This is a genomic window from Pandoraea faecigallinarum, from assembly GCF_001029105.3.
Classification (GTDB): Bacteria; Pseudomonadota; Gammaproteobacteria; order Burkholderiales; family Burkholderiaceae; genus Pandoraea; species Pandoraea faecigallinarum.
The window spans coordinates 4,239,387-4,257,563 of the sequence record NZ_CP011807.3; the positions used below are offsets into that span (position 1 = coordinate 4,239,387).

An 18,177-nucleotide genomic window follows, 5' to 3' on the forward strand; every position below is an offset into this window, starting at 1 on the left:
CCTGAATGGGACTCAGGCGGCAGCCGGCGGCTGCCTGGCGGCGTCGGCCTTCTCGGTCGGCTTGTCCGCCGGCTTCTCGATAGCCTTTTCCACGGCCTTTTCCGCGACTTTATCCCCGACCTTCTCGGCAGGCTTGTCGACGTTTTTTTCCGTCGCCGTGCCACGCGGCGCGCCGTGGCTCGACGCTGTCATTGCAGGCGCCGTCGTCGATCCCGCAACGGTATCGCGCACGTCCTTCGCGTCTTTCGAGTCGACCTGCGACGCCGTTGCCACCTGACCGGCCCTCTCCGCTTTCTCCGCCTTCTTCGCCTCGGACGCCGCCGCCTTCGCCGCACGCTTCCTGGCCGCCTTGGCGCTCTTTTCCGCCTTCGGCTTGGCGAGCGCAGGCATCTTCTGCACCTCTTCCAGAGCCTTCTTGGCAGCCGCCTGCTCCGCCGCACGACGGCTCGCACCGGAGCCGCCCACCTTGATGTCGAGCTTCGGCACCGTACACTCGACCTCGAACTGCTGGTTGTGTGCAGCGCCGTGCGTGGCAATCACTGTGTATTGCGGCAGCGCGATCTTGTGACCTTGCAGATACTCCTGAAGCAGCGTCTTGGCATCCTTGCCAAGCGTTTTCGGGTCAACGTGTTCGAGCACCGGCGTATAAAGCCGCTCGATCACCGCATAGGCCGCCTCGAACCCGCCGTCGAGGTACATCGCCCCGAACAGCGCTTCGAGCGTGTCAGCCAGAATCGATGGTCGGCGAAAGCCCCCGCTCTTGAGTTCGCCTTCGCCCAGGCGCAGGAAATCGGAAACGCCAAGCGTCTGCGCGATCTCGTACAACGATTGCTGCTTCACGAGATTGGCGCGCACACGAGAGAGGTCGCCTTCGTCGAGCTTGCCGTAGCGACGGAAAAGAATCGCTGCGACCGAACAATTCAGAATGGAATCGCCGAGAAACTCCAGCCGCTCATTGTTGGCGGCACTGTGGCTACGGTGCGTCAGTGCTTGGCAAAGCAATTCCGCATCGTGGAAACGATACTGGAGGCGTTCTTCCAGTTGGTTCAGAGATTGAGGCATGGCGCAAGTATAGCGCGACGCTCCCGCCCCGGCGCGCGTCGTCGCCAAGAAACGACGGGCTTTACCGCCGTCCGGCGGCCTTTTCGGACTCGCGTGAGAGCGGTGGATCGGACATTTCCGAGGTCAGGACGAATCGGTCCTCCGGGTAGTCCTGTCACATCGCATTTTTTATTTCTGCTTTAAAAATAATAATGCGGAAAATGACAAAATAACGTCAATTTCCGCATCAATTCAGCGATCATCGGCGCACATCGCCGCATCCGTGACCAGGGCCGCTTACTGGAAGCTGCCCAGACGCTTCAGATTCGAGAAGTTCATCCAGATGAAGAAGGCACGGCCAACGATGTTCTGTTCCGGCACGAAGCCCCAGTAACGGCTATCCGCACTGTTGTCGCGATTGTCGCCCATCATGAAATAATTGCCCGGCGGCACCTTGCAAATCACGCCCTGGCTGTTGTACTGGCAGTTCTGCTTGTTCGGGAAGTCGTCGGCCCCCATGATGTATGGCGGCACGTTCGGATCGTTCAGGATACGGTTTTTCACCCCGCCGACCGTCTCTTCGAACTGCTTGAAGTAGGCAATGTGCTCGTCGTCGAAGTAGTCCGGCAACGCCGTTTCCGGCACCGGCTGCCCGTTGATGGTCAGCTTCTTGTTCTGGTAGGCCACCACATCGCCCGGCACACCGATCACGCGCTTGATGTAATCCATCGACTCGTCTTTCGGGTAACGGAACACCACGACATCGCCGCGCTTCGGCTCGCCCACGTCGACGATTTTCCTGTTGATCACCGGCAGACGAATGCCGTAGTCGAACTTGTTCACGAGAATGAAATCGCCGACGAGCAGCGTCGGGATCATCGATCCGGACGGAATCTTGAACGGCTCGACCACGAACGAGCGCAGCACGAACACCGCCAGAATCACCGGGAAGAAGCTCGCGGAATATTCGAGCCACCATGGCTGACGCAGCTTTTCGTCCCGCAGCTTCGCGCGTGCGCTTGCGAGCGCGTTGCTTTCCTGCGGCCCCGAGCCCTGGACACCGGACCCCTGTAATGCCAACTGCTGCTGATCGAATTGCGCCACGGCGTTCTGTGCTGCCCGGCGGCGCGCCGGTTGAAACACCAACTTGTCGGCCACCCAGGCCACCCCGGTCACCAGCACCAGGATCAAAAGAATCAGGGCGAAATTCATGCGGGACCTGTCGCTACGTTATTTGTCTTCGACTTGCAAAATGGCAAGGAACGCTTCCTGAGGAATCTCGACGCTCCCCACCTGCTTCATGCGCTTCTTACCTTCCTTCTGTTTCTCGAGCAGCTTCTTCTTACGTGTGATGTCGCCACCATAGCACTTGGCCAAAACGTTCTTACGCAAAGCCTTGATGTTTTCACGGGCAATGATGTTCGCACCGATCGCCGCCTGAATCGCTACATCGTACATCTGACGCGGAATGATTTCCCGCATCTTCGACGCGACCTGCGCACCGCGACGGCGGCTCTCCGAACGGTGAACGATGATCGACAGCGCATCGACCTTGTCGCTGTTGATGAGCATGTCCACCTTGACCACGTCCGACGCGCGATATTCCTTGAACTCATAGTCCATCGACGCATAACCGCGCGACACCGACTTCAGACGGTCGAAGAAGTCGAGCACGATTTCGGCCATCGGGATTTCATAAATCAGACGGACCTGACGACCGTGATACTGCATGTCGATCTGGATGCCGCGTTTTTGCTGACACAGCGTGACGACCGAACCGACGTACTCCTGCGGCATGTACAGATTGACGGTAACGATCGGCTCGCGCACTTCTTCGATACGCCCCGGATCCGGCATCTTCGACGGATTTTCGACCGACACGACCGTGCCGTCGCGCTCCGTCACCTCATAAATCACGGTCGGTGCCGTGGTGATGAGGTCCATGTCGAATTCGCGCTCCAGACGCTCCTGCACGATCTCCATGTGGAGCAGGCCCAGGAAGCCGCAACGGAAACCGAACCCCAGCGCCTGCGAGACTTCCGGTTCGTATTGCAGCGAGGCGTCGTTGAGCTTGAGCTTTTCGAGCGATTCGCGCAGCGCGTCGTATTGATTCGCTTCGACCGGGTAGAGACCGGCGAACACCTGCGGCTTGACTTCCTTGAAGCCTGGCAACGGCGCGTCGGCCGGCTTGGTCGTCGTGGTCACGGCATGCGTGACGGTATCACCCACCTTTGCGGCACCGAGTTCCTTGATGCCGGAGATGATGAAGCCGACCTGTCCTGCCGAGAGCGACGCGAGTTGTTTCGACTTCGGCGTGAACACGCCGACCTGCTCGACCAGATGGCTGGAGCCCGTGGCCATCAAATGAATCTTTTCCTTCGGCTTGAGCGTGCCGTTCACGACACGCACCAGCATGACAACACCCACGTAGCTATCGAACCACGAGTCGATGATCAGCGCCTGCAACGGTGCGTTTGCATCGCCCTTGGGCGGCGGCACCTTGGCGATCAGGGCTTCGAGCACGTCTTCCACGCCGAGCCCGGTCTTCGCCGAGCAGCGCACAGCGTCGGTCGCTTCGATACCGATGACGTCTTCGATTTCCTGAATCGCGTTTTCCGGTTCAGCAGACGGCAGGTCGATCTTGTTGAGCACCGGCACGACTTCCACGCCCAGTTCGATGGCCGTGTAGCAATTCGCGACCGTCTGCGCTTCCACGCCCTGCGAGGCGTCGACCACGAGCAGCGCGCCTTCGCAGGCGGACAGGGAGCGGCTCACCTCGTACGAGAAGTCGACGTGTCCCGGCGTATCGATGAGGTTGAGGTTGTAGACCTTGCCGTCGCGAGCCTTGTATTGCAGCGCAGCCGTCTGTGCCTTGATGGTGATGCCACGCTCGCGCTCGAGGTCCATCGAGTCGAGGACGCGCGATTCCATTTCACGATCGGACAAACCGCCGCTCAGCTGGATGATGCGATCGGCCAGGGTCGATTTCCCGTGGTCGATGTGGGCGATGATCGAAAAATTGCGAATATGGTCCATGAGGCGGGCTATAGAAAAGTCGGTGCCATCGGATTCGGCTCGGCAGCGGCTTTCGAGAGAATCGGCAAACACGACATTTTAGCCGAAAGCGCAGGGATTCCGTCTGGAATCGCGCGCATCGCGGCGATACATCGGTAGTGGCGGGAAGGTTCTGGTGCCGGTCGCGGGCCGGTAGACGGGCGCGGCTTCAGCCCGATTGAAATACGACAGCAACGGCATCGACGTCGAAACGATACCGGCACAACTCGCGCTCCCCCAATGTAAGCACCGGCACGATCTCGTCGTACCTGGCTTCCAGCGCGGGATCGCTGTCGACATCGATGACCGTGACGGAAAAGTCCCACGCCGGACGCATCGCCTCGAGCGCCGCAAGCATGTCATCACAAAGATGACACCACTTGCGGCCATAAAGGGTGAGCGCCGGCGCGGTCATGAGCCAGCTTACTTGCCGCTCGGCGCGCGCGGGCGCAGCGGCACGAACTGAGTTGCATCGCCGCGACGGACCAGGATCGGCACCAGACGCTTCGGATCGAGCGCCTTGACGACTTCCTCGAATTGCTTGGCGTTGGCGATATCGGCGTCGCCCACCCGCAGGATGATGTCGCCCTGCTGGAGTCCCGCACGGCCCGCCGGACCTTCGGCAAGCTCGACCTGCACGCCGCCACGCAGCTTCAGATCCTTCTTCTGTGCCTCGGTCAGATCGGAGACGACCAGACCCAGCGCGTTCGGATGCGGTGTATCGGCGCTGCCGCTCTGCGCCCGGGATGCCTTGGGCGTGTCGGCGTCAGCCTCTGCGATGGTGATTTTCAGATCCTGATTCTTGCCTTTGCGCAGCACTTGCAGCGTGGCACTCGAACCCGGCTTGGTCTCGCCGACCATGCGCGGCAGGTCGGTCGCGTGATCGACGGAGCGGCCCTCGAATTTCATGATGATGTCGCCCGGCTGCACGCCCGCCTTCTCGGCCGGGCTGCCCGGTTCGACACTGCGCACCAGCGCGCCCTGCGCTCGCGGCAGGCCCAGCGAATCGGCCACATCCTTGCTGACTTCGCTGATCGCCACGCCGATGCGGCCGCGCACGACCTTGCCCGTCTTCTTGAGCTGGTCGACCACGCGCATCACTTCGTCGATCGGAATCGCGAACGAAATGCCCATGAAACCACCGGTCTGGCTGTAGATCATCGAGTTGATGCCCACCACCTCACCGCGCATATTGATCAACGGACCGCCCGAATTGCCCGGGTTCACGGCCACGTCCGTCTGGATAAACGGAAGGTAATCGCCCGTATCGCGCCCCTTGGCCGACACGATGCCCGAGGTTACCGTATTTTCGAGACCAAACGGTGAACCGATAGCCACGACCCACTCGCCGACGCGCAGCCTGTTCGAATCGCCCACTGGCACGGTCGGCAGATCCTTCGCTTCGACCTTGACCACGGCGACGTCGGTACGCTTGTCCGCACCCACCAGCTTTGCCTTGAATTCACGCTTGTCGGTCAAGGTGACGTAAATGCTGTCGGCACCGTCGACGACGTGGGCGTTCGTCAGGATATAGCCGTCGTTGGAGACAATGAAACCCGAGCCCACGCCGCTGTTCTGCTCCTCGTCCGGCTGCGGCTGACCACGCCGCGGCGTGCCGCCCTTCGGGCCCGGCTGCTGCGGCATGGGGACGCCGAAGAAGCGGCGGAACAACTCGGCCATGTCGTCGTCCATGCCGGGCGGCAAGCCGCGCTGACTGCGGCTGACGCGCTCGGTCGTGCGAATGTTCACGACGGCCGGGCCGACGCGATCGACGAGCTGAGTGAAATCGGGAAGGTTGCTGACGAGCGGCGGGTTCGACGCCGCAGATCCGCTGCCCGGCGCCGAGGCCGGTGCGGCAAAGGCGGCGGGAGCTCCCGCCAATTGAGCGGCGATGGTGCCGCCGAGGATGACACGAAGCAGGAGAGTCTTCTTCATTGGAAGATCGTGGTGCGCGAAAGTCTCGGAATCCCTGAGGGCAGTCCGGCACCCGACGCCTCGTCGCGTCTCGAATGCGCCTCGCTGCCCGGACCGCGCCGTCGCCGGTCGCGGCCCACCCGACAGCCGGTCACTTCGCCGGCTGTTTGTACTCGATACTGGAGGCGAATTGTTGCAGAGTGGCCTGCGGCACTTCGCCGAGCAAGGTCAGCCAGAAGTCGCCGTAGCGCTTGATGAGGATGTTCGTCGCTCCCGCGCTGCCGTGACCTTCCTTGCGATCCCGCGTGGCCGGTTCGATAAACACCGAAAGTCCGGCCATGCCGTCGGAATATACCACCTGCTGGACTTCCAGCGGCTTGCCGTCCGCGGTCGAACGCATGGTTCGAAGCACCTCGCGCACCGCCTTGAATCCGGGCACCTTCTTGTCGACGTCGATGCTCCAGCCCGCATCGGACAAGTGCGTGGAGGCAATCTGCGGCTTGATGACATGCCAGCCGTGTGTCGCCTGAATCGCGTGCATGATGCGCGCCTTCTCACTCGGCACGCCAATCGAAATTTGCGAGAACGCCGCCTGTTCGAGCAGGGGGCCTTCTGCATCGAGCGTTTGCGCCCGCAGCAGCAGACCGGTGTTGCGATCGGCCCACAGGCGATAACCGAAACGGTAATCGTCCCTCGGTGAGAGTTCGATCACCATGCAGTCGAAACCGGCCATGCGCTCATTGGGCAGCAGCTTCGGTGCGTAATTGTCGAGCACATCGCGATTGGGCGTGGCGAGCAAAGCGGGGAAGGAATCCTTGCTCTCGCGCTTTTCCTGGAAGACGGTCTTCTGCTCCGGTATGAGCGTGTAGACATCGTCGTTCTGACGAAGAATGCGACGCTGACGTCCGTCGAGCGTCTCAAGCTCTTCGTACTCGTTACCCTTGTCCGCGAAGTGACTGATCTTCGACGAACGCATGGTCGAGCCGCGCTGGTAGACGAACGTACCGATGTAGTTTTGCGTCTGCGCCGCGCGGTGGATCTTGTTGAGCCACGCGCTGACCTCGCGCTTTTCGATCAGCGGGTCGGTCGACGGCGCGGATGCCTGCGCCCACGCCTGCGTTTGCAGGGTAGCCGCCAGAAGGAAAGCGAACAGCAAGAAAGTGCGCCCGATGGGCGCACGCGGCAAGGATTCGATACTCAGGCGCTGCATTTATTCGTCCGCTTGCGCCGAGGCTCGCATGTAGGGGGAAACACTCTGACCGATGGGGGCCGGCGCATATTGCTGATGGGCCGCCAGATACTGGTCGAGACGTGCGTCGCGCAGCACGATCAGATCGTTCTGCGCGCTGGCGCTGGCACCGTTGGCGGCCACAGCGGCTTGCGGCTGCTGGGCGAGCGCCACACGCGTGAGGCTCGAACCGGCCGTCGCCGGCGTTGCCGCCTGAGCGAGTACCTGCGGTTGCGTGCCGCCTGCCGGATGGTCTTGCAGACGCGGGACCACGACCCACGACAGTGCGGCAACTGCGGCGGCCGCAGCGGCCGTCGGCAGGACACGGCGTACCCGCAGGAATGGATTGATTCGCGTGACGCGCGAGCCGGCGGCCCTCGCGCCCGGCGCCGCGGCCGCTTGTGCATCGGCCAGTGCGGCCGGTGCGAGCAAATGCGGCTCGGCTTCGAGGCGTGCCGCGAACGACGCCATGAAGGCGGACTCCGAACGCGGCAGCGTCAGTTCGTCGGAACGCAGTGCGTCCCCGATCAGATGGTAGTCGTCCCACAGAGGCCGACCCGAGGCGTCAGCCTCGTCCAGCAGGGCAGCCAGTTCGTCCGGATCGAATTCCCCGTCCATCAACGCGGAAATCCGCTCGGCTTGCAGCCCCCGCTGCGTTTGCACCGTCGCTGATCCCATGATATCCCCCAACGAAATTAACTTCCCCGGCGGCGCGCTCACCAGCGCTTACCGTCAGGCGTGTCCAGCAGCGGCCTCAGCCGGCTGGCAATCGCTTCACGCGCCCGGAAAATTCGCGAACGGACCGTTCCGATCGGGCACCCCATGGCTTCGGCGATCTCTTCGTAGCTCAACCCTTCGATTTCTCGCAGGGTAATCGCCGTCCGAAGCTCATCGGGCAAAGCCTCCATCGCTGTGTTGACCGTTTGAGCAATCTGCTTGCTCATCAGCATCGACTCAGGCGTGTTGATATCCCTTAGTTGATCGGCCTCGGCAAAAGTTTCCGCTTCTTCAGCGTTCGCTTCAGTCGAAGTCGGTGCACGGCGCCCCTGCGTTGCAAGGTGATTTTTCGCCGTGTTGACAGCAATTCGATACAACCAGGTATAGAACGCCGACTCGCCGCGAAATTGCGGCAAGGCGCGGTAGGCCTTGATGAAGGCCTCCTGCGTCACATCCTCGACCTCAGCGGCGTCGCGCACGAGCCGCGATACGAGGCGGATGATCTTGCGGTGATATTTCGCGACCAATAGCTCGAAGGCGGCTTTGTCGCCTTTTTGCACGCGCTCAACGAGCGCCTGGTCGATTTCTCGTTCACTCACCTGATATGGATCCGTATTTTCTCTGGCTGCCAGGCCCCCGGTCGGACCCGATTGCACCACGGCAGCACGTGCCACCGTGGCTGGAAGTGTCTTTACGCCGCACGCCCGGGCACACTCACCGGAGCGTGGGTCAGCGGGACGGGACGCCTGCGCGGCGCCCCGCGAACTTAGACGCGCTGGAAGACCAGCGTGCCGTTAGTCCCGCCAAATCCGAAAGAGTTCTTCAACGCGACATCGATTTTCACGTCGCGGGCCACGTTTGCGCAGTAATCGAGGTCGCAAGCGGGGTCCTGATTGATGATATTGATCGTCGGCGGCGATTTCTGATGGTGGACGGCCAGCACGGTGAACACCGACTCCAGGCCGCCCGCGCCGCCCAGCAAGTGGCCGGTCATCGACTTGGTGGAGTTCACGACGACACGCTTGGCGGCGTCGCCCATGAGGCGTTTGATGGCCACCGTCTCGGCGATATCGCCCAGCGGCGTCGAGGTGCCATGAGCGTTCACGTAATTGACGGTGTCGGCATTGAGGCCGGCATCGCGCAGTGCGTTCGTCATGGCGCGCAATGCGCCGTCGCCGTCTTCGCACGGTGCGGTCATGTGATACGCGTCGGCGCTCATGCCGAAGCCTTTGATCTCCGCATAGATCTTCGCGCCGCGCGCCTTGGCGTGCTCGTATTCTTCGACCATCATCACGCCGGCGCCCTCGCCCAGCACGAAACCGTCGCGATCCCTGTCCCACGGACGGCTCGCCGTCGCCGGGTCGTCGTTACGCATGGACAGGGCGGTCATCGCAGCGAAGCCGCCGATACCCAGCGGCGACACCGTCGATTCGGCACCGCCGGCAAGCACGGCATCCGCGTCGCCATACTGAATCATGCGCGCCGCCTGACCGATACAGTGCAGACCGGTCGTGCAGGCGGTGACGATAGCGAGGTTCGGGCCCTTCAGGCCGTACTTGATCGAGAGATGACCGGAGATCATGTTGATGATCGAACCGGGCACGAAGAACGGGGAAATCTTGCGTGGACCGCCATTGAGCAGATCGGTCTGCGTATTTTCGATCATCGGCAGACCGCCGATACCGGAGCCGACCAGCACGCCCACACGCTCAGCGTTTTCCGCGGTGATTTGCAGACCGCTGTCCTCGAACGCCTGAATACCGGCGGCGAGGCCGTAATGGATGAACGTATCCATGCGGCGCGCTTCCTTGGCCGACAGATACTTCTCGGTCTCGAAGTTTTTGACTTCGCCTGCGAAGCGAACCTTATGGCCGCTCGCATCGAACTTCGTGATGTTGGCGATGCCCGAACGGCCCGCGACCAGATTCTCCCAACCTTCGGCAACGGTGTTGCCGACCGGCGAGATCAGGCCCAGACCGGTAATGACGACGCGACGACGACTCACGATACTCCCCTTCTTCTGCTGGGTCATACAAAACAAAAGCCACAGAGGCGACAAGGTCCGACCCTGCGCTCCCTGCGGCTGACAGGCATGCCTGACGCCAGGAGCCGGTCGGCATCCCGGCCAGTCAGGCGATCCGTAGGCGTATCAGGCCTTCGACTGAGCCTGGGCGAAATCGATAGCTTGTTGCACGGTGGTGATCTTTTCTGCGTCTTCGTCCGGGATCTCGATCTCGAACTCTTCTTCCAGTGCCATCACCAGCTCAACCGTGTCGAGCGAGTCAGCGCCAAGATCGTTCACAAAGCTGGATTCGTTCTTGACGTCGGCTTCTGCCACGCCAAGTTGTTCCGCGACGATCTTCTTGACGCGTTGCTCAATGGTATCCATTCAAACCCTCCGGGGTAGTTAGTTCAGACAAGTGCGCGCATTTTAACAGGTTTGCCAAGCAAAGTTAGCATGCGCCAAATAATGTTCAATGTCGTGCAAAGACATGCATTTTCATCATATCTGCACGCATTTCCCTCAATTCATGAACATGCCGCCGTTCACGTGAAGCGTGGTGCCGGTAATGTAACCCGCCTGCGGGGACGCGAGGAACGCCACCGCATTGGCAATGTCTTCCGGCGCGCCCAAGCGGCCCAGCGGAATCCGCGCCTTGAGCGCTTCATGCTGCGCCTCGCCCAGCGCTTTGGTCATATCGGTATCGATAAAGCCCGGGGCAACACAGTTGACCGTGATGTTCCGGCTGCCGATCTCGGCGGCCAGCGAGCGCGACATCCCGGCCACGCCCGCCTTGGCTGCCGCATAGTTGGCCTGACCGGGATTGCCGGCCGAGCCGACAACCGAAGTCACGTTGATGATGCGACCGCTACGGGCCTTCATCATGGGCTTGATGACCGCACGCGAGAGACGGAAGATCGCCTTGAGGTTGGTGTCGATCACGTCGTCCCATTCGTCGTCCTTCATCCGCATCGCGAGATTATCGCGCGTGATGCCGGCATTATTGACGAGGATGTCCAGTTTGCCGTGCTGCTTGAGAATGTCGTCTAGCGCAGCGGCCACACCGTCCGCGTCGGTCACATTCAGGACAATGCCCTTGCCCGCGACGCCAGCTTCGGCGAAGTAGGCGTCGATGCCCTGCGCACCGGTCTCGCTGGTCGCGGTACCGACGACGGTCGCCCCCTGGCGCGCGAGTTCGAGGGCGATGGCGCGACCAATGCCGCGCGAAGCGCCCGTCACCAGGGCCACGAGGTTGTCGAGTTGCTTGCTCATGTAAGAAATACCCTTGCCGTTGGCTTACGAGAGTTGGGCGCGCACATCGGCGAGCGACGCCGGATCGGTGATCGCCAAACCCGTGAGATTACCGTCGATACGCTTGGTCAGGCCGGTCAGCACCTTGCCCGGGCCGCATTCGACCACCTGCGTCACGCCTTGCGCGGCGAGCCACTTCACCGATTCCACCCAGCGCACCGGCGCGGCAGCCTGACGCACGAGGGCGTCCTTGATACGAGCCACGTCGGTTTCGACCGCCACATCGACGTTATTGACGAGCGAGACCTGCGGCGCGTTAAACGTCACGTTTTCCAGATACTCGCGCAGACGATCCGAGGCCGGCTTGAGCAGCGACGAATGGAACGGCGCCGAGACCGGCAGCACGAGCGCGCGCTTGGCGCCCGCCGCCTTGGCCAGTTCACAGGCCTTCTCCACGCCCGCCTTGGCACCTGCGATCACGACTTGAGCCGGCGCATTGAAATTGACGGCCTCGACGACGCCCGCGGCCGATGCGTCTGCGCAGACACTGCGAACCGTATCGTCGTCCAGACCGAGAATCGCAGCCATGCCGCCCTGCCCGACGGGCACCGCTTCCTGCATGGCTTGCGCGCGAAAACGCACCAGCGGCACCGCATCCTTGAATGCGATCACGCCGGCAGCGACCAGCGCGGTGTACTCACCGAGGCTATGGCCGGCAACGAACGCCGGCATCGCGCCACCGTCGGCCAACCATGCGCGATACATCGCGTAAGCGGCACTCAGCATGACCGGCTGCGTGTTCGTCGTGAGGTTGAGCTCTTCGGCGGGCCCTGCGGCGATCAGCTTGGCGATGTCCTGCCCGAGGGCGTCCGAAGCTTCGGCGAGCACTTCCCGCACTACCGCGTTATCTGCGAACGCGTCGAGCATGCCCACCGATTGGGACCCTTGTCCCGGGAAAACGAAAGCGAATGTCATGGCGCTTGTTTTTTGCAGTCAGATTCAGAAACATTGCGGCGCATGGCGGCGCGCCGATGTGACGCACATTGAGGCGTCGTCGCGCGCCGTACGCCGCGACGGGCGCCATCGGCATGCGCGACGCCTTGGCGCCGGACGCGTTTCACATGCGGAAGAGCACCGCACCCCACGTAAAGCCGCCACCCACACCCTCGATCATGACGGTCTGGCCAGGCTTGATACGCCCGTCGCGCACAGCGACGTCGAGAGCGAGCGGAATCGAGGCGGCCGAGGTGTTGCCGTGCTGGTCGACGGTCACGACCATCTTCTCTTCGGCCCCCAACTTGCGGGCCGTGCTTGTCATGATGCGTAGATTGGCCTGATGCGGAATCAGCCAGTCGATCGCCGACGCTTCCAGCCCGGCCTTCTCGAGGGCCTCGTGAGCCACCTTTTCGAGTACCTTGACGGCCAGCTTGAACACCGCCTGGCCATCCATATAGAGGAACGCTTCGCCCTGCACGGCACCGGCGTTCACGTTGCCCGGCACGCACAGGATGTTCGAATGACTGCCATCCGCATGCAGCGCACTCGACAGAATGCCCGGCTCGCCGGAGGCCTGCAGCACGACGGCGCCCGCGCCATCGCCGAACAGCACGCACGTCGTACGGTCGTTGAAATCGAGAATGCGCGAGAACGTCTCGGCACCGATCACGAGAACGTTGCGATAGGCGCCCGAGCGAATGAAATTGTCGGCCGTGGCCATCGCGTAGGCGAAGCCGGAGCAAACCGCCTGAATGTCGAACGCCGCGCAGCCGTTGGTGATCCCCAGCTTGCTCTGCACGAGGCAGGCAGTGCTCGGGAACACGAAGTCGGGCGTGGACGTGGCGACCATGATGAGGTCGATCTGGTCGGCACTCAGTCCGGCCATGTCGAGCGCGCGCCTGGCGGCTTCGACGGCCATGTCGCTGCTCGTCTGGTCTGGTGCGGCGAAGTGGCGCGCCTGAATGCCGGTACGCGCGACGATCCACTCGTCGCTCGTCTCGATGCCACGGGTGGCAAGCTCATCGGCCAACTGCTGATTGGTCACGCGTCGTGCCGGCAGGTAGCTGCCGGTGCCGACGACACGGGAATAAATCGCGGACTGAGTCATCTTATGATCGGTTAGCGCACCGGGGCGGGCACCGGCTTCAGAGCGCCGGAACGGCGCTCACCGGCTTGTTGTCCTGGAGCTGGGTCTGATTCTCTTGCATGGCGCGCGACAGACGGTCTAGCACACCGTTGCGAACTGCATCATATCCGCGTTTGATAGCCCATTCAAACGAGTAGGCATCGGCAGAGCCGTGACTCTTGATAACGAGCGCACGCAGTCCGAGCAACGCAGCGCCGTTGTATCGGCGATGGTCGACGCGGTTCTTGAAGCGAGTGAGAATCGGCAGCGCAATGACGGCAATCACCTTCGTCCACCAGGTGCGGGTGAATTCTTCGCGGATCATGTCGCCGAGCATTTGTGCAAGGCCTTCGGAGGTTTTGAGCGCGACGTTGCCGACGAATCCATCGCATACGACGATGTCCGTCGTGCCTCGATAAATATCGTTGCCTTCCACGTTGCCGTAGAAGTTCAGCGTGGAGCCGCGCAGCAGTTCGCCCGCCTGCTTGATGACGTCGTTGCCCTTGATGACTTCTTCGCCAATGTTGAGCAGGCCGATCGACGGCCGTTCCTTGCCATCGACCGCCGCCACGAGCGCGTGGCCCATTTCGGCGAATTGCAGCAGGTGCGTCGGCTCGCAGTCCACATTCGCGCCCAGATCGAGCATCGTGGTGTAGCCGCCCAACTGGTTCGGCAATACGGTGGCGATCGCCGGGCGCTCGATGCCGGGCAGCGTCTTGAGTACGTAGCGGGACACGGCCATCAGCGCGCCGGTGTTGCCGGCCGATACGCAGGCTTGCGCGCGCGCTTCCTTGACCAGATTGAGCGCCACGCGCATCGAAGAGTCTTTCTTCTTGCGCAGCGCAGTCTCGACGGAGTCGTCCATGGCAACGACTTCGGTCGCATTGACCACGGACAGGCGCGGGTGATCCGTCACGCGCAGCTTCGCGAGCTGTGCGTTGATGATCTCCTGCTGCCCGACCAGCACAAGTTCGACATCGTCGGTGGATTGCACGAAGCGAACCGCAGCCGGCACCGTCACCGATGGGCCGTGATCTCCGCCCATACAATCGATCGTCAGGGTGACTGTCATGTCGACGTGATTGGCTTGCGGTACAGGTAACAAAAAAAGCGGCAGGATAAGTGCCGCTTTTGCCACATCGGACGATCAAGCAGCGCCATGATGGGCGCGTGTCGCCTGGAGGGCCGAATTAGTCGTTCTTGGTCTTGATGACCTTACGACCGCGGTAGAAACCGTTCGGCGAGATGTGGTGACGCAGGTGCGTCTCACCCGACGTCGGTTCGACGGCGGTCGACGGTGCGGTCAGGAAATCGTGCGAACGGTGCATGCCGCGCTTCGACGGCGACTTCTTGTTCTGTTGAACGGCCATGATAACTCCTCAAAATATCGCGAAATTTTAACACAGTTCGAGCGCCGCCCTACGGTGTCGGCCTGTCGGCCCGACCTGTGCGACTAACGCAAACATGTACTTTGGTGAGCCGGAAATCCGGCCGCACATTACTTTCCGTCCTTGTCCGGCGAGCGCTTGAGCGCTGCCAGCGCCGCGAACGGAGACGGCTTATCCTCGTCTTCGGGTGCCGGAGCCGGTTCGGCCAATCCGTCGCTCCCCGTGGCCAGGCTATCGTGAACAGTCGGACAAACCTCATGTTTCGGCACGATCGGCAAAGCCAACAGCAATTCTTCCTCGATCAATTCCAGCAGATCGAAATGTCTGGAACCCACCAGCGCTTCGAGTTCGTCCTCGTCGAGCGGACGGTCTTCCGCAGCCGCTTCGTCAGGCACGATCTCGAACGTCGTTTCCGAATCGAGCGGCGCTTCGAACGGCGTCAGGCAACGCTGACATTCGAGCCACATCGGGCCTTCGACCTTCAGTGTCAGGAACTGCACCACAGCGGGCTTGCCATCGGCACGAAGCACAGGCTCTTCCGCCCCTTCGGCGCGCCAGTGGAACACGCTCCGCGCACGCCCCGACGCCGACACTTCGGCAGGCACTTCGGTTACCATGCGCGGCAATGCCGCAAGTTGCACGTCACCTTCCGCCACCCGGCCGGTACGCGCGAATTCGAACAGATCGACGATATATTCGTTCATCACGCTCATCCTTGCCTTGGCGCATCCGAGCGCATTTCCATGTCCCTTGCCACTCGCATCGCCTTGATCCGACGCCACTTTCGGGCGTTCGAACCGGTATCGCACAGACTGGCGGGACCGAGCGCCAGATTGCAAAAGCCGTGAATTCTAAATAGTTTTTCGTTTCTCGTCAAACACTTAAACCCGATGACCGCACAGCCCCTGCCACCGCTGATCCTGGCCTCCGGATCGCGCTATCGACGTGAACTGCTCGAGCGCCTGCGCCTGCCGTTCACCGTCGACGTCCCGGACATCGACGAAACCCCGCTCGCCGGCGAGACGCCCCATGACACGTCGCTGCGGCTGGCCCGCCGCAAGGCGCAGGCCGTTGCCGCCCGCCAGCCCGGCGCCGTCATCATCGGCTCCGACCAGGTCGCCACCTTCGAAGGCCGCCAGATCGGCAAGCCCGGCAATTTCGACAACGCCATGGCACAACTGCGCGACATGCGCGGCAAAGTCGTGGAATTTCACTCCGCACTTTGCGTCCACGATGCGCGCACTGGCGAAAGCCAGGCCACAGACGTGGTAACGCGAGTGAAGTTCCGCAACCTGCCCGACGACGTGCTGGCCGCTTATCTCCATGCCGAAACGCCGTATGACTGCGCGGGCAGCGCCAAGTCGGAGGGGCTCGGCATCATGTTGCTCGAGACCATCGAAAACAACGACCCGACAGCCCTCATCGGCTTGCCCCTGATCGCCCTCACCACCATGCTCATGCGCACCGGCGTCTGCCTGCCGGGCCCCGGCGGAAAGGGAGCGACGGCATGAGCGGCACGCTGTATCTCATTCCCAACACACTCGGCACGAACACGCGCGGCGGTTTGCCGGCGGTGCTGCCCGAAGACGTACGTGCCGTGACGGCGGACCTGAAGTACTTCGTCGGGGAACAGGCAAAGAGCACGCGCGCCTTCCTCAAGCTGGTCGGTGTGAGTACGCCGATTCAGGAGATCGACATCCGCGAACTGAACGTCAACACGCCGGACGCCGCCGTCGACGCCCTGCTCGCCCCGATTCTCGCCGGCGCGAATGGCGGCCTCGTGTCGGAAGCGGGATGTCCGGCCGTGGCCGACCCCGGCGCCTTGCTGGTGCGGCGCGCCCACGAGAAGGGCGTACGCGTGGTGCCGTTCGTGGGTCCGAGTTCAATTCTGCTCGCGCTGATGGCGAGCGGCCTGAACGGCCAGAGCTTCGCGTTTCACGGCTATCTGCCGACCGATGCGGGCGAGCGCACCAAACGTCTGCGCGAGTTGGAACAACGCTCCCGCAAGGAAAAGCAGACGCAGATATTTATCGAGACGCCCTACCGCAACAAGGCCATGCTGGACGCCCTGTTGCAAAACTGCGACGCGTCTACGCTGCTGTGCGTTGCCGTGGACGTGACGCAGGACGGCGAACAGATCGTGACGCACCGGGTCAAGGGATGGCCGCAGACGCATCTCGATCTGCACAAACGCCCTGCGATCTTTCTATTCCTGGCTCAGTAACGTCCTAAAAGAACGTCCTAAGAATCACGGCCGCCAAGCCCACAACCCCACGGAAATTCGCATTTCCGTGGGGTTGTGGGCTTTTACCCCTTAGTGCCGAATTTCGGCAAATCTGGCGGCAAATGCATTACTTCATCGTCAATGCCGAGCCCATCAGCATCGTTTTCATTGCCGCGGCACCGACGGCCGCGCCGAAGCGTCGCGCCATGCGCTCGGGCAGGTTTTCCTTGACGGTGTAGTCGACCAGATCGGGGGCCTTGAGCACGTCGCGCGCCACCGAATCGACAGTCCCGAGACCATCCGCGAGCCCCCGTTCGACGGAGCGCTGCCCGGTCCAGAACAGACCGCTGAACAGGTCCGGATCTTCCTTCAGACGCGCACCTCGCCCTTTTTTGACGGCGGCAATGAACTGCTGGTGCACCTGTTCCAGCATGTCGAGCGCGTACGCTTTCTGCTGTTCGGTTTGCGGCGAGAACGGGTCGAGGAAGCCCTTGTTCCGGCCTGCCGTGAGCAAGCGGCGCTCGACGCCGAGCTTGTCCATCAACCCGGTAAAGCCGAAGCCGTCCATCAGCACGCCAATGGAGCCGACGATGCTGGCCTTATCGACGTAAATCCTGTCAGCGGCCGCCGCGACGTAATACCCCCCAGAGGCGCACATCTCCTCGACGACGACATAAAGCGGCTTCTTCGGGTATTTCGCCCGCAAACGCGCAATGTCGTCGTAGATCATGCCGGCCTGCACCGGGCTTCCGCCAGGGCTGTTGATCCGCAGGATCACGCCCGCGGCGGATTTGTCCTCGAACGCCGATTCAAGCGCCGTGTTGATCTTCTGCGCACTCGCCTGACCATCCGCGGCGATTTCCCCGTTCAACGTCACGAGCGCGGTATGTTTGCCGGAACCAGCCGCAGCCGACGTCGTGGTGCCGCCATCGAAATCGAAGATCGACCAGACGGCGAATGCGACGATCGCCAGCATGAGCAGCCGGAAAAATATCTTCCACCGGCGTGCCGCCCGTTGCTCGCGAATGCCCGCCATCAGTACCTTTTCCAGCATCTCGCGCTCCCAGGGCCTGACGTCATGGGGATCGCGTCCCGCGCCGGAAGGTAAACGTCCGCCCGGGGGCGGGAAGCCGGGTTCGGTGCGGGGCGAATCGGGCGGCAGGGAGTCGGCCATACGTTATCCAGGGCTTGATGAGTTTAGGGGACGTGAGAGACGAATGAGACCGGAGGCTGCGC

Annotated in this window: 19 protein-coding genes; 2 read left to right on the forward strand and 17 right to left on the reverse strand. The window is 62.2% G+C overall.

Annotation, left to right across the window (positions count from 1 at the left end; all coding sequences use genetic code 11):
- Positions 1-12: 12 nt before the first annotated feature.
- From rnc to AB870_RS18680, 16 genes are all read right to left on the reverse strand, one after another.
- On the reverse strand, positions 13-1,062 hold the full coding sequence (gene rnc / locus AB870_RS18605; protein ID WP_047905836.1) for a ribonuclease III: 1,050 nt from the start codon (positions 1,060-1,062) through the stop codon (positions 13-15).
- 276 nt (positions 1,063-1,338) lie between these two features.
- Entirely contained in the window at positions 1,339-2,253 is a 915-nt protein-coding gene (lepB, locus tag AB870_RS18610; protein ID WP_047905837.1) for a signal peptidase I, read from the reverse strand.
- A gap of 18 nt (positions 2,254-2,271) precedes the next feature.
- Entirely contained in the window at positions 2,272-4,077 is a 1,806-nt protein-coding gene (lepA, locus tag AB870_RS18615) for a translation elongation factor 4 (protein WP_047905838.1), read from the reverse strand.
- 187 nt (positions 4,078-4,264) lie between these two features.
- Complete coding sequence (locus AB870_RS18620; RefSeq protein ID WP_047905839.1) at positions 4,265-4,510, reverse strand: glutaredoxin family protein; 246 nt, start codon at positions 4,508-4,510, stop codon at positions 4,265-4,267.
- Positions 4,511-4,518: 8 nt separating this feature from the next.
- Entirely contained in the window at positions 4,519-6,030 is a 1,512-nt protein-coding gene (locus AB870_RS18625) for a DegQ family serine endoprotease (protein ID WP_157112381.1), read from the reverse strand.
- 130 nt (positions 6,031-6,160) lie between these two features.
- Positions 6,161-7,219 carry a MucB/RseB C-terminal domain-containing protein gene (locus tag AB870_RS18630; protein ID WP_047905840.1) on the reverse strand — a complete coding sequence of 353 codons (1,059 nt, stop codon included), beginning with the start codon at positions 7,217-7,219 and terminating at the stop codon, positions 6,161-6,163.
- Positions 7,220-7,915: a sigma-E factor negative regulatory protein gene (locus AB870_RS18635; protein ID WP_047905841.1), complete on the reverse strand. Its 696-nt coding sequence runs from the start codon at positions 7,913-7,915 to the stop codon at positions 7,220-7,222.
- Positions 7,916-7,953: 38 nt separating this feature from the next.
- Complete coding sequence (gene rpoE / locus AB870_RS18640; protein WP_010805230.1) at positions 7,954-8,553, reverse strand: RNA polymerase sigma factor RpoE; 600 nt, start codon at positions 8,551-8,553, stop codon at positions 7,954-7,956.
- A 167-nt stretch (positions 8,554-8,720) separates the two neighbouring features.
- Positions 8,721-9,959 carry a beta-ketoacyl-ACP synthase II gene (fabF, locus tag AB870_RS18645; protein ID WP_047908415.1) on the reverse strand — a complete coding sequence of 413 codons (1,239 nt, stop codon included), beginning with the start codon at positions 9,957-9,959 and terminating at the stop codon, positions 8,721-8,723.
- A gap of 144 nt (positions 9,960-10,103) precedes the next feature.
- Positions 10,104-10,343, reverse strand: coding sequence for an acyl carrier protein (acpP, locus tag AB870_RS18650; RefSeq protein WP_047905842.1), 240 nt, complete (start codon positions 10,341-10,343; stop codon positions 10,104-10,106).
- 135 nt (positions 10,344-10,478) lie between these two features.
- Positions 10,479-11,228 (reverse strand): 3-oxoacyl-ACP reductase FabG, encoded by a 750-nt coding sequence (gene fabG, locus AB870_RS18655; protein WP_047905843.1) that lies wholly within the window; start codon positions 11,226-11,228, stop codon positions 10,479-10,481.
- Positions 11,229-11,252: 24 nt separating this feature from the next.
- Complete coding sequence (gene fabD / locus AB870_RS18660) at positions 11,253-12,182, reverse strand: ACP S-malonyltransferase (RefSeq protein WP_047905844.1); 930 nt, start codon at positions 12,180-12,182, stop codon at positions 11,253-11,255.
- A gap of 142 nt (positions 12,183-12,324) precedes the next feature.
- Positions 12,325-13,311 carry a beta-ketoacyl-ACP synthase III gene (locus tag AB870_RS18665; protein WP_047905845.1) on the reverse strand — a complete coding sequence of 329 codons (987 nt, stop codon included), beginning with the start codon at positions 13,309-13,311 and terminating at the stop codon, positions 12,325-12,327.
- Between the two features lie 37 nt (positions 13,312-13,348).
- Positions 13,349-14,401: a phosphate acyltransferase PlsX gene (plsX, locus tag AB870_RS18670; RefSeq protein ID WP_047905846.1), complete on the reverse strand. Its 1,053-nt coding sequence runs from the start codon at positions 14,399-14,401 to the stop codon at positions 13,349-13,351.
- 118 nt (positions 14,402-14,519) lie between these two features.
- Positions 14,520-14,699, reverse strand: a complete 180-nt coding sequence (gene rpmF, locus AB870_RS18675) for a 50S ribosomal protein L32 (RefSeq protein WP_023594409.1) — start codon at positions 14,697-14,699, stop codon at positions 14,520-14,522.
- Positions 14,700-14,827: 128 nt separating this feature from the next.
- Positions 14,828-15,430, reverse strand: coding sequence for a YceD family protein (locus AB870_RS18680; RefSeq protein ID WP_047908416.1), 603 nt, complete (start codon positions 15,428-15,430; stop codon positions 14,828-14,830).
- Positions 15,431-15,607: 177 nt separating this feature from the next.
- Here AB870_RS18680 and AB870_RS18685 point away from each other — a divergent pair, with 177 nt between their 5' ends.
- Together AB870_RS18685 and AB870_RS18690 are read left to right on the forward strand one after the other, a co-directional pair.
- Positions 15,608-16,228, forward strand: coding sequence for a Maf-like protein (locus AB870_RS18685; protein ID WP_047905847.1), 621 nt, complete (start codon positions 15,608-15,610; stop codon positions 16,226-16,228).
- The gene (locus AB870_RS18690) at positions 16,225-16,941 is read left to right on the forward strand and encodes an SAM-dependent methyltransferase (protein WP_047905848.1); all 717 of its coding nucleotides are present in this window, start codon (positions 16,225-16,227) and stop codon (positions 16,939-16,941) included. Before AB870_RS18685 ends, AB870_RS18690 begins: the two co-directional genes overlap by 4 nt.
- Before the next feature lie 127 nt (positions 16,942-17,068).
- Here the strand turns inward: AB870_RS18690 and AB870_RS18695 are convergent, their stop codons facing one another.
- Positions 17,069-18,115 carry a S49 family peptidase gene (locus AB870_RS18695; protein WP_047905849.1) on the reverse strand — a complete coding sequence of 349 codons (1,047 nt, stop codon included), beginning with the start codon at positions 18,113-18,115 and terminating at the stop codon, positions 17,069-17,071.
- Between the last annotated feature and the right edge of the window lie 62 nt (positions 18,116-18,177).

What these genes read in the sequence shown, in the direction of transcription:
- rnc (WP_047905836.1), bottom strand. Translation starts at nt 1,062, where the DNA reads ATGCCTCAATCTCTGAACCAACTGGAAGAACGCCTCCAGTATCGTTTC.
- lepB (WP_047905837.1), bottom strand. Translation starts at nt 2,253, where the DNA reads ATGAATTTCGCCCTGATTCTTTTGATCCTGGTGCTGGTGACCGGGGTG.
- lepA (WP_047905838.1), bottom strand. Translation starts at nt 4,077, where the DNA reads ATGGACCATATTCGCAATTTTTCGATCATCGCCCACATCGACCACGGG.
- AB870_RS18620 (WP_047905839.1), bottom strand. Translation starts at nt 4,510, where the DNA reads ATGACCGCGCCGGCGCTCACCCTTTATGGCCGCAAGTGGTGTCATCTT.
- AB870_RS18625 (WP_157112381.1), bottom strand. Translation starts at nt 6,030, where the DNA reads ATGAAGAAGACTCTCCTGCTTCGTGTCATCCTCGGCGGCACCATCGCC.
- AB870_RS18630 (WP_047905840.1), bottom strand. Translation starts at nt 7,219, where the DNA reads ATGCAGCGCCTGAGTATCGAATCCTTGCCGCGTGCGCCCATCGGGCGC.
- AB870_RS18635 (WP_047905841.1), bottom strand. Translation starts at nt 7,915, where the DNA reads ATGGGATCAGCGACGGTGCAAACGCAGCGGGGGCTGCAAGCCGAGCGG.
- acpP (WP_047905842.1), bottom strand. Translation starts at nt 10,343, where the DNA reads ATGGATACCATTGAGCAACGCGTCAAGAAGATCGTCGCGGAACAACTT.
- fabG (WP_047905843.1), bottom strand. Translation starts at nt 11,228, where the DNA reads ATGAGCAAGCAACTCGACAACCTCGTGGCCCTGGTGACGGGCGCTTCG.
- fabD (WP_047905844.1), bottom strand. Translation starts at nt 12,182, where the DNA reads ATGACATTCGCTTTCGTTTTCCCGGGACAAGGGTCCCAATCGGTGGGC.
- AB870_RS18665 (WP_047905845.1), bottom strand. Translation starts at nt 13,311, where the DNA reads ATGACTCAGTCCGCGATTTATTCCCGTGTCGTCGGCACCGGCAGCTAC.
- plsX (WP_047905846.1), bottom strand. Translation starts at nt 14,401, where the DNA reads ATGACAGTCACCCTGACGATCGATTGTATGGGCGGAGATCACGGCCCA.
- rpmF (WP_023594409.1), bottom strand. Translation starts at nt 14,699, where the DNA reads ATGGCCGTTCAACAGAACAAGAAGTCGCCGTCGAAGCGCGGCATGCAC.
- AB870_RS18680 (WP_047908416.1), bottom strand. Translation starts at nt 15,430, where the DNA reads ATGAGCGTGATGAACGAATATATCGTCGATCTGTTCGAATTCGCGCGT.
- AB870_RS18685 (WP_047905847.1), top strand. Translation starts at nt 15,608, where the DNA reads ATGACCGCACAGCCCCTGCCACCGCTGATCCTGGCCTCCGGATCGCGC.
- AB870_RS18690 (WP_047905848.1), top strand. Translation starts at nt 16,225, where the DNA reads ATGAGCGGCACGCTGTATCTCATTCCCAACACACTCGGCACGAACACG.
- AB870_RS18695 (WP_047905849.1), bottom strand. Translation starts at nt 18,115, where the DNA reads ATGGCCGACTCCCTGCCGCCCGATTCGCCCCGCACCGAACCCGGCTTC.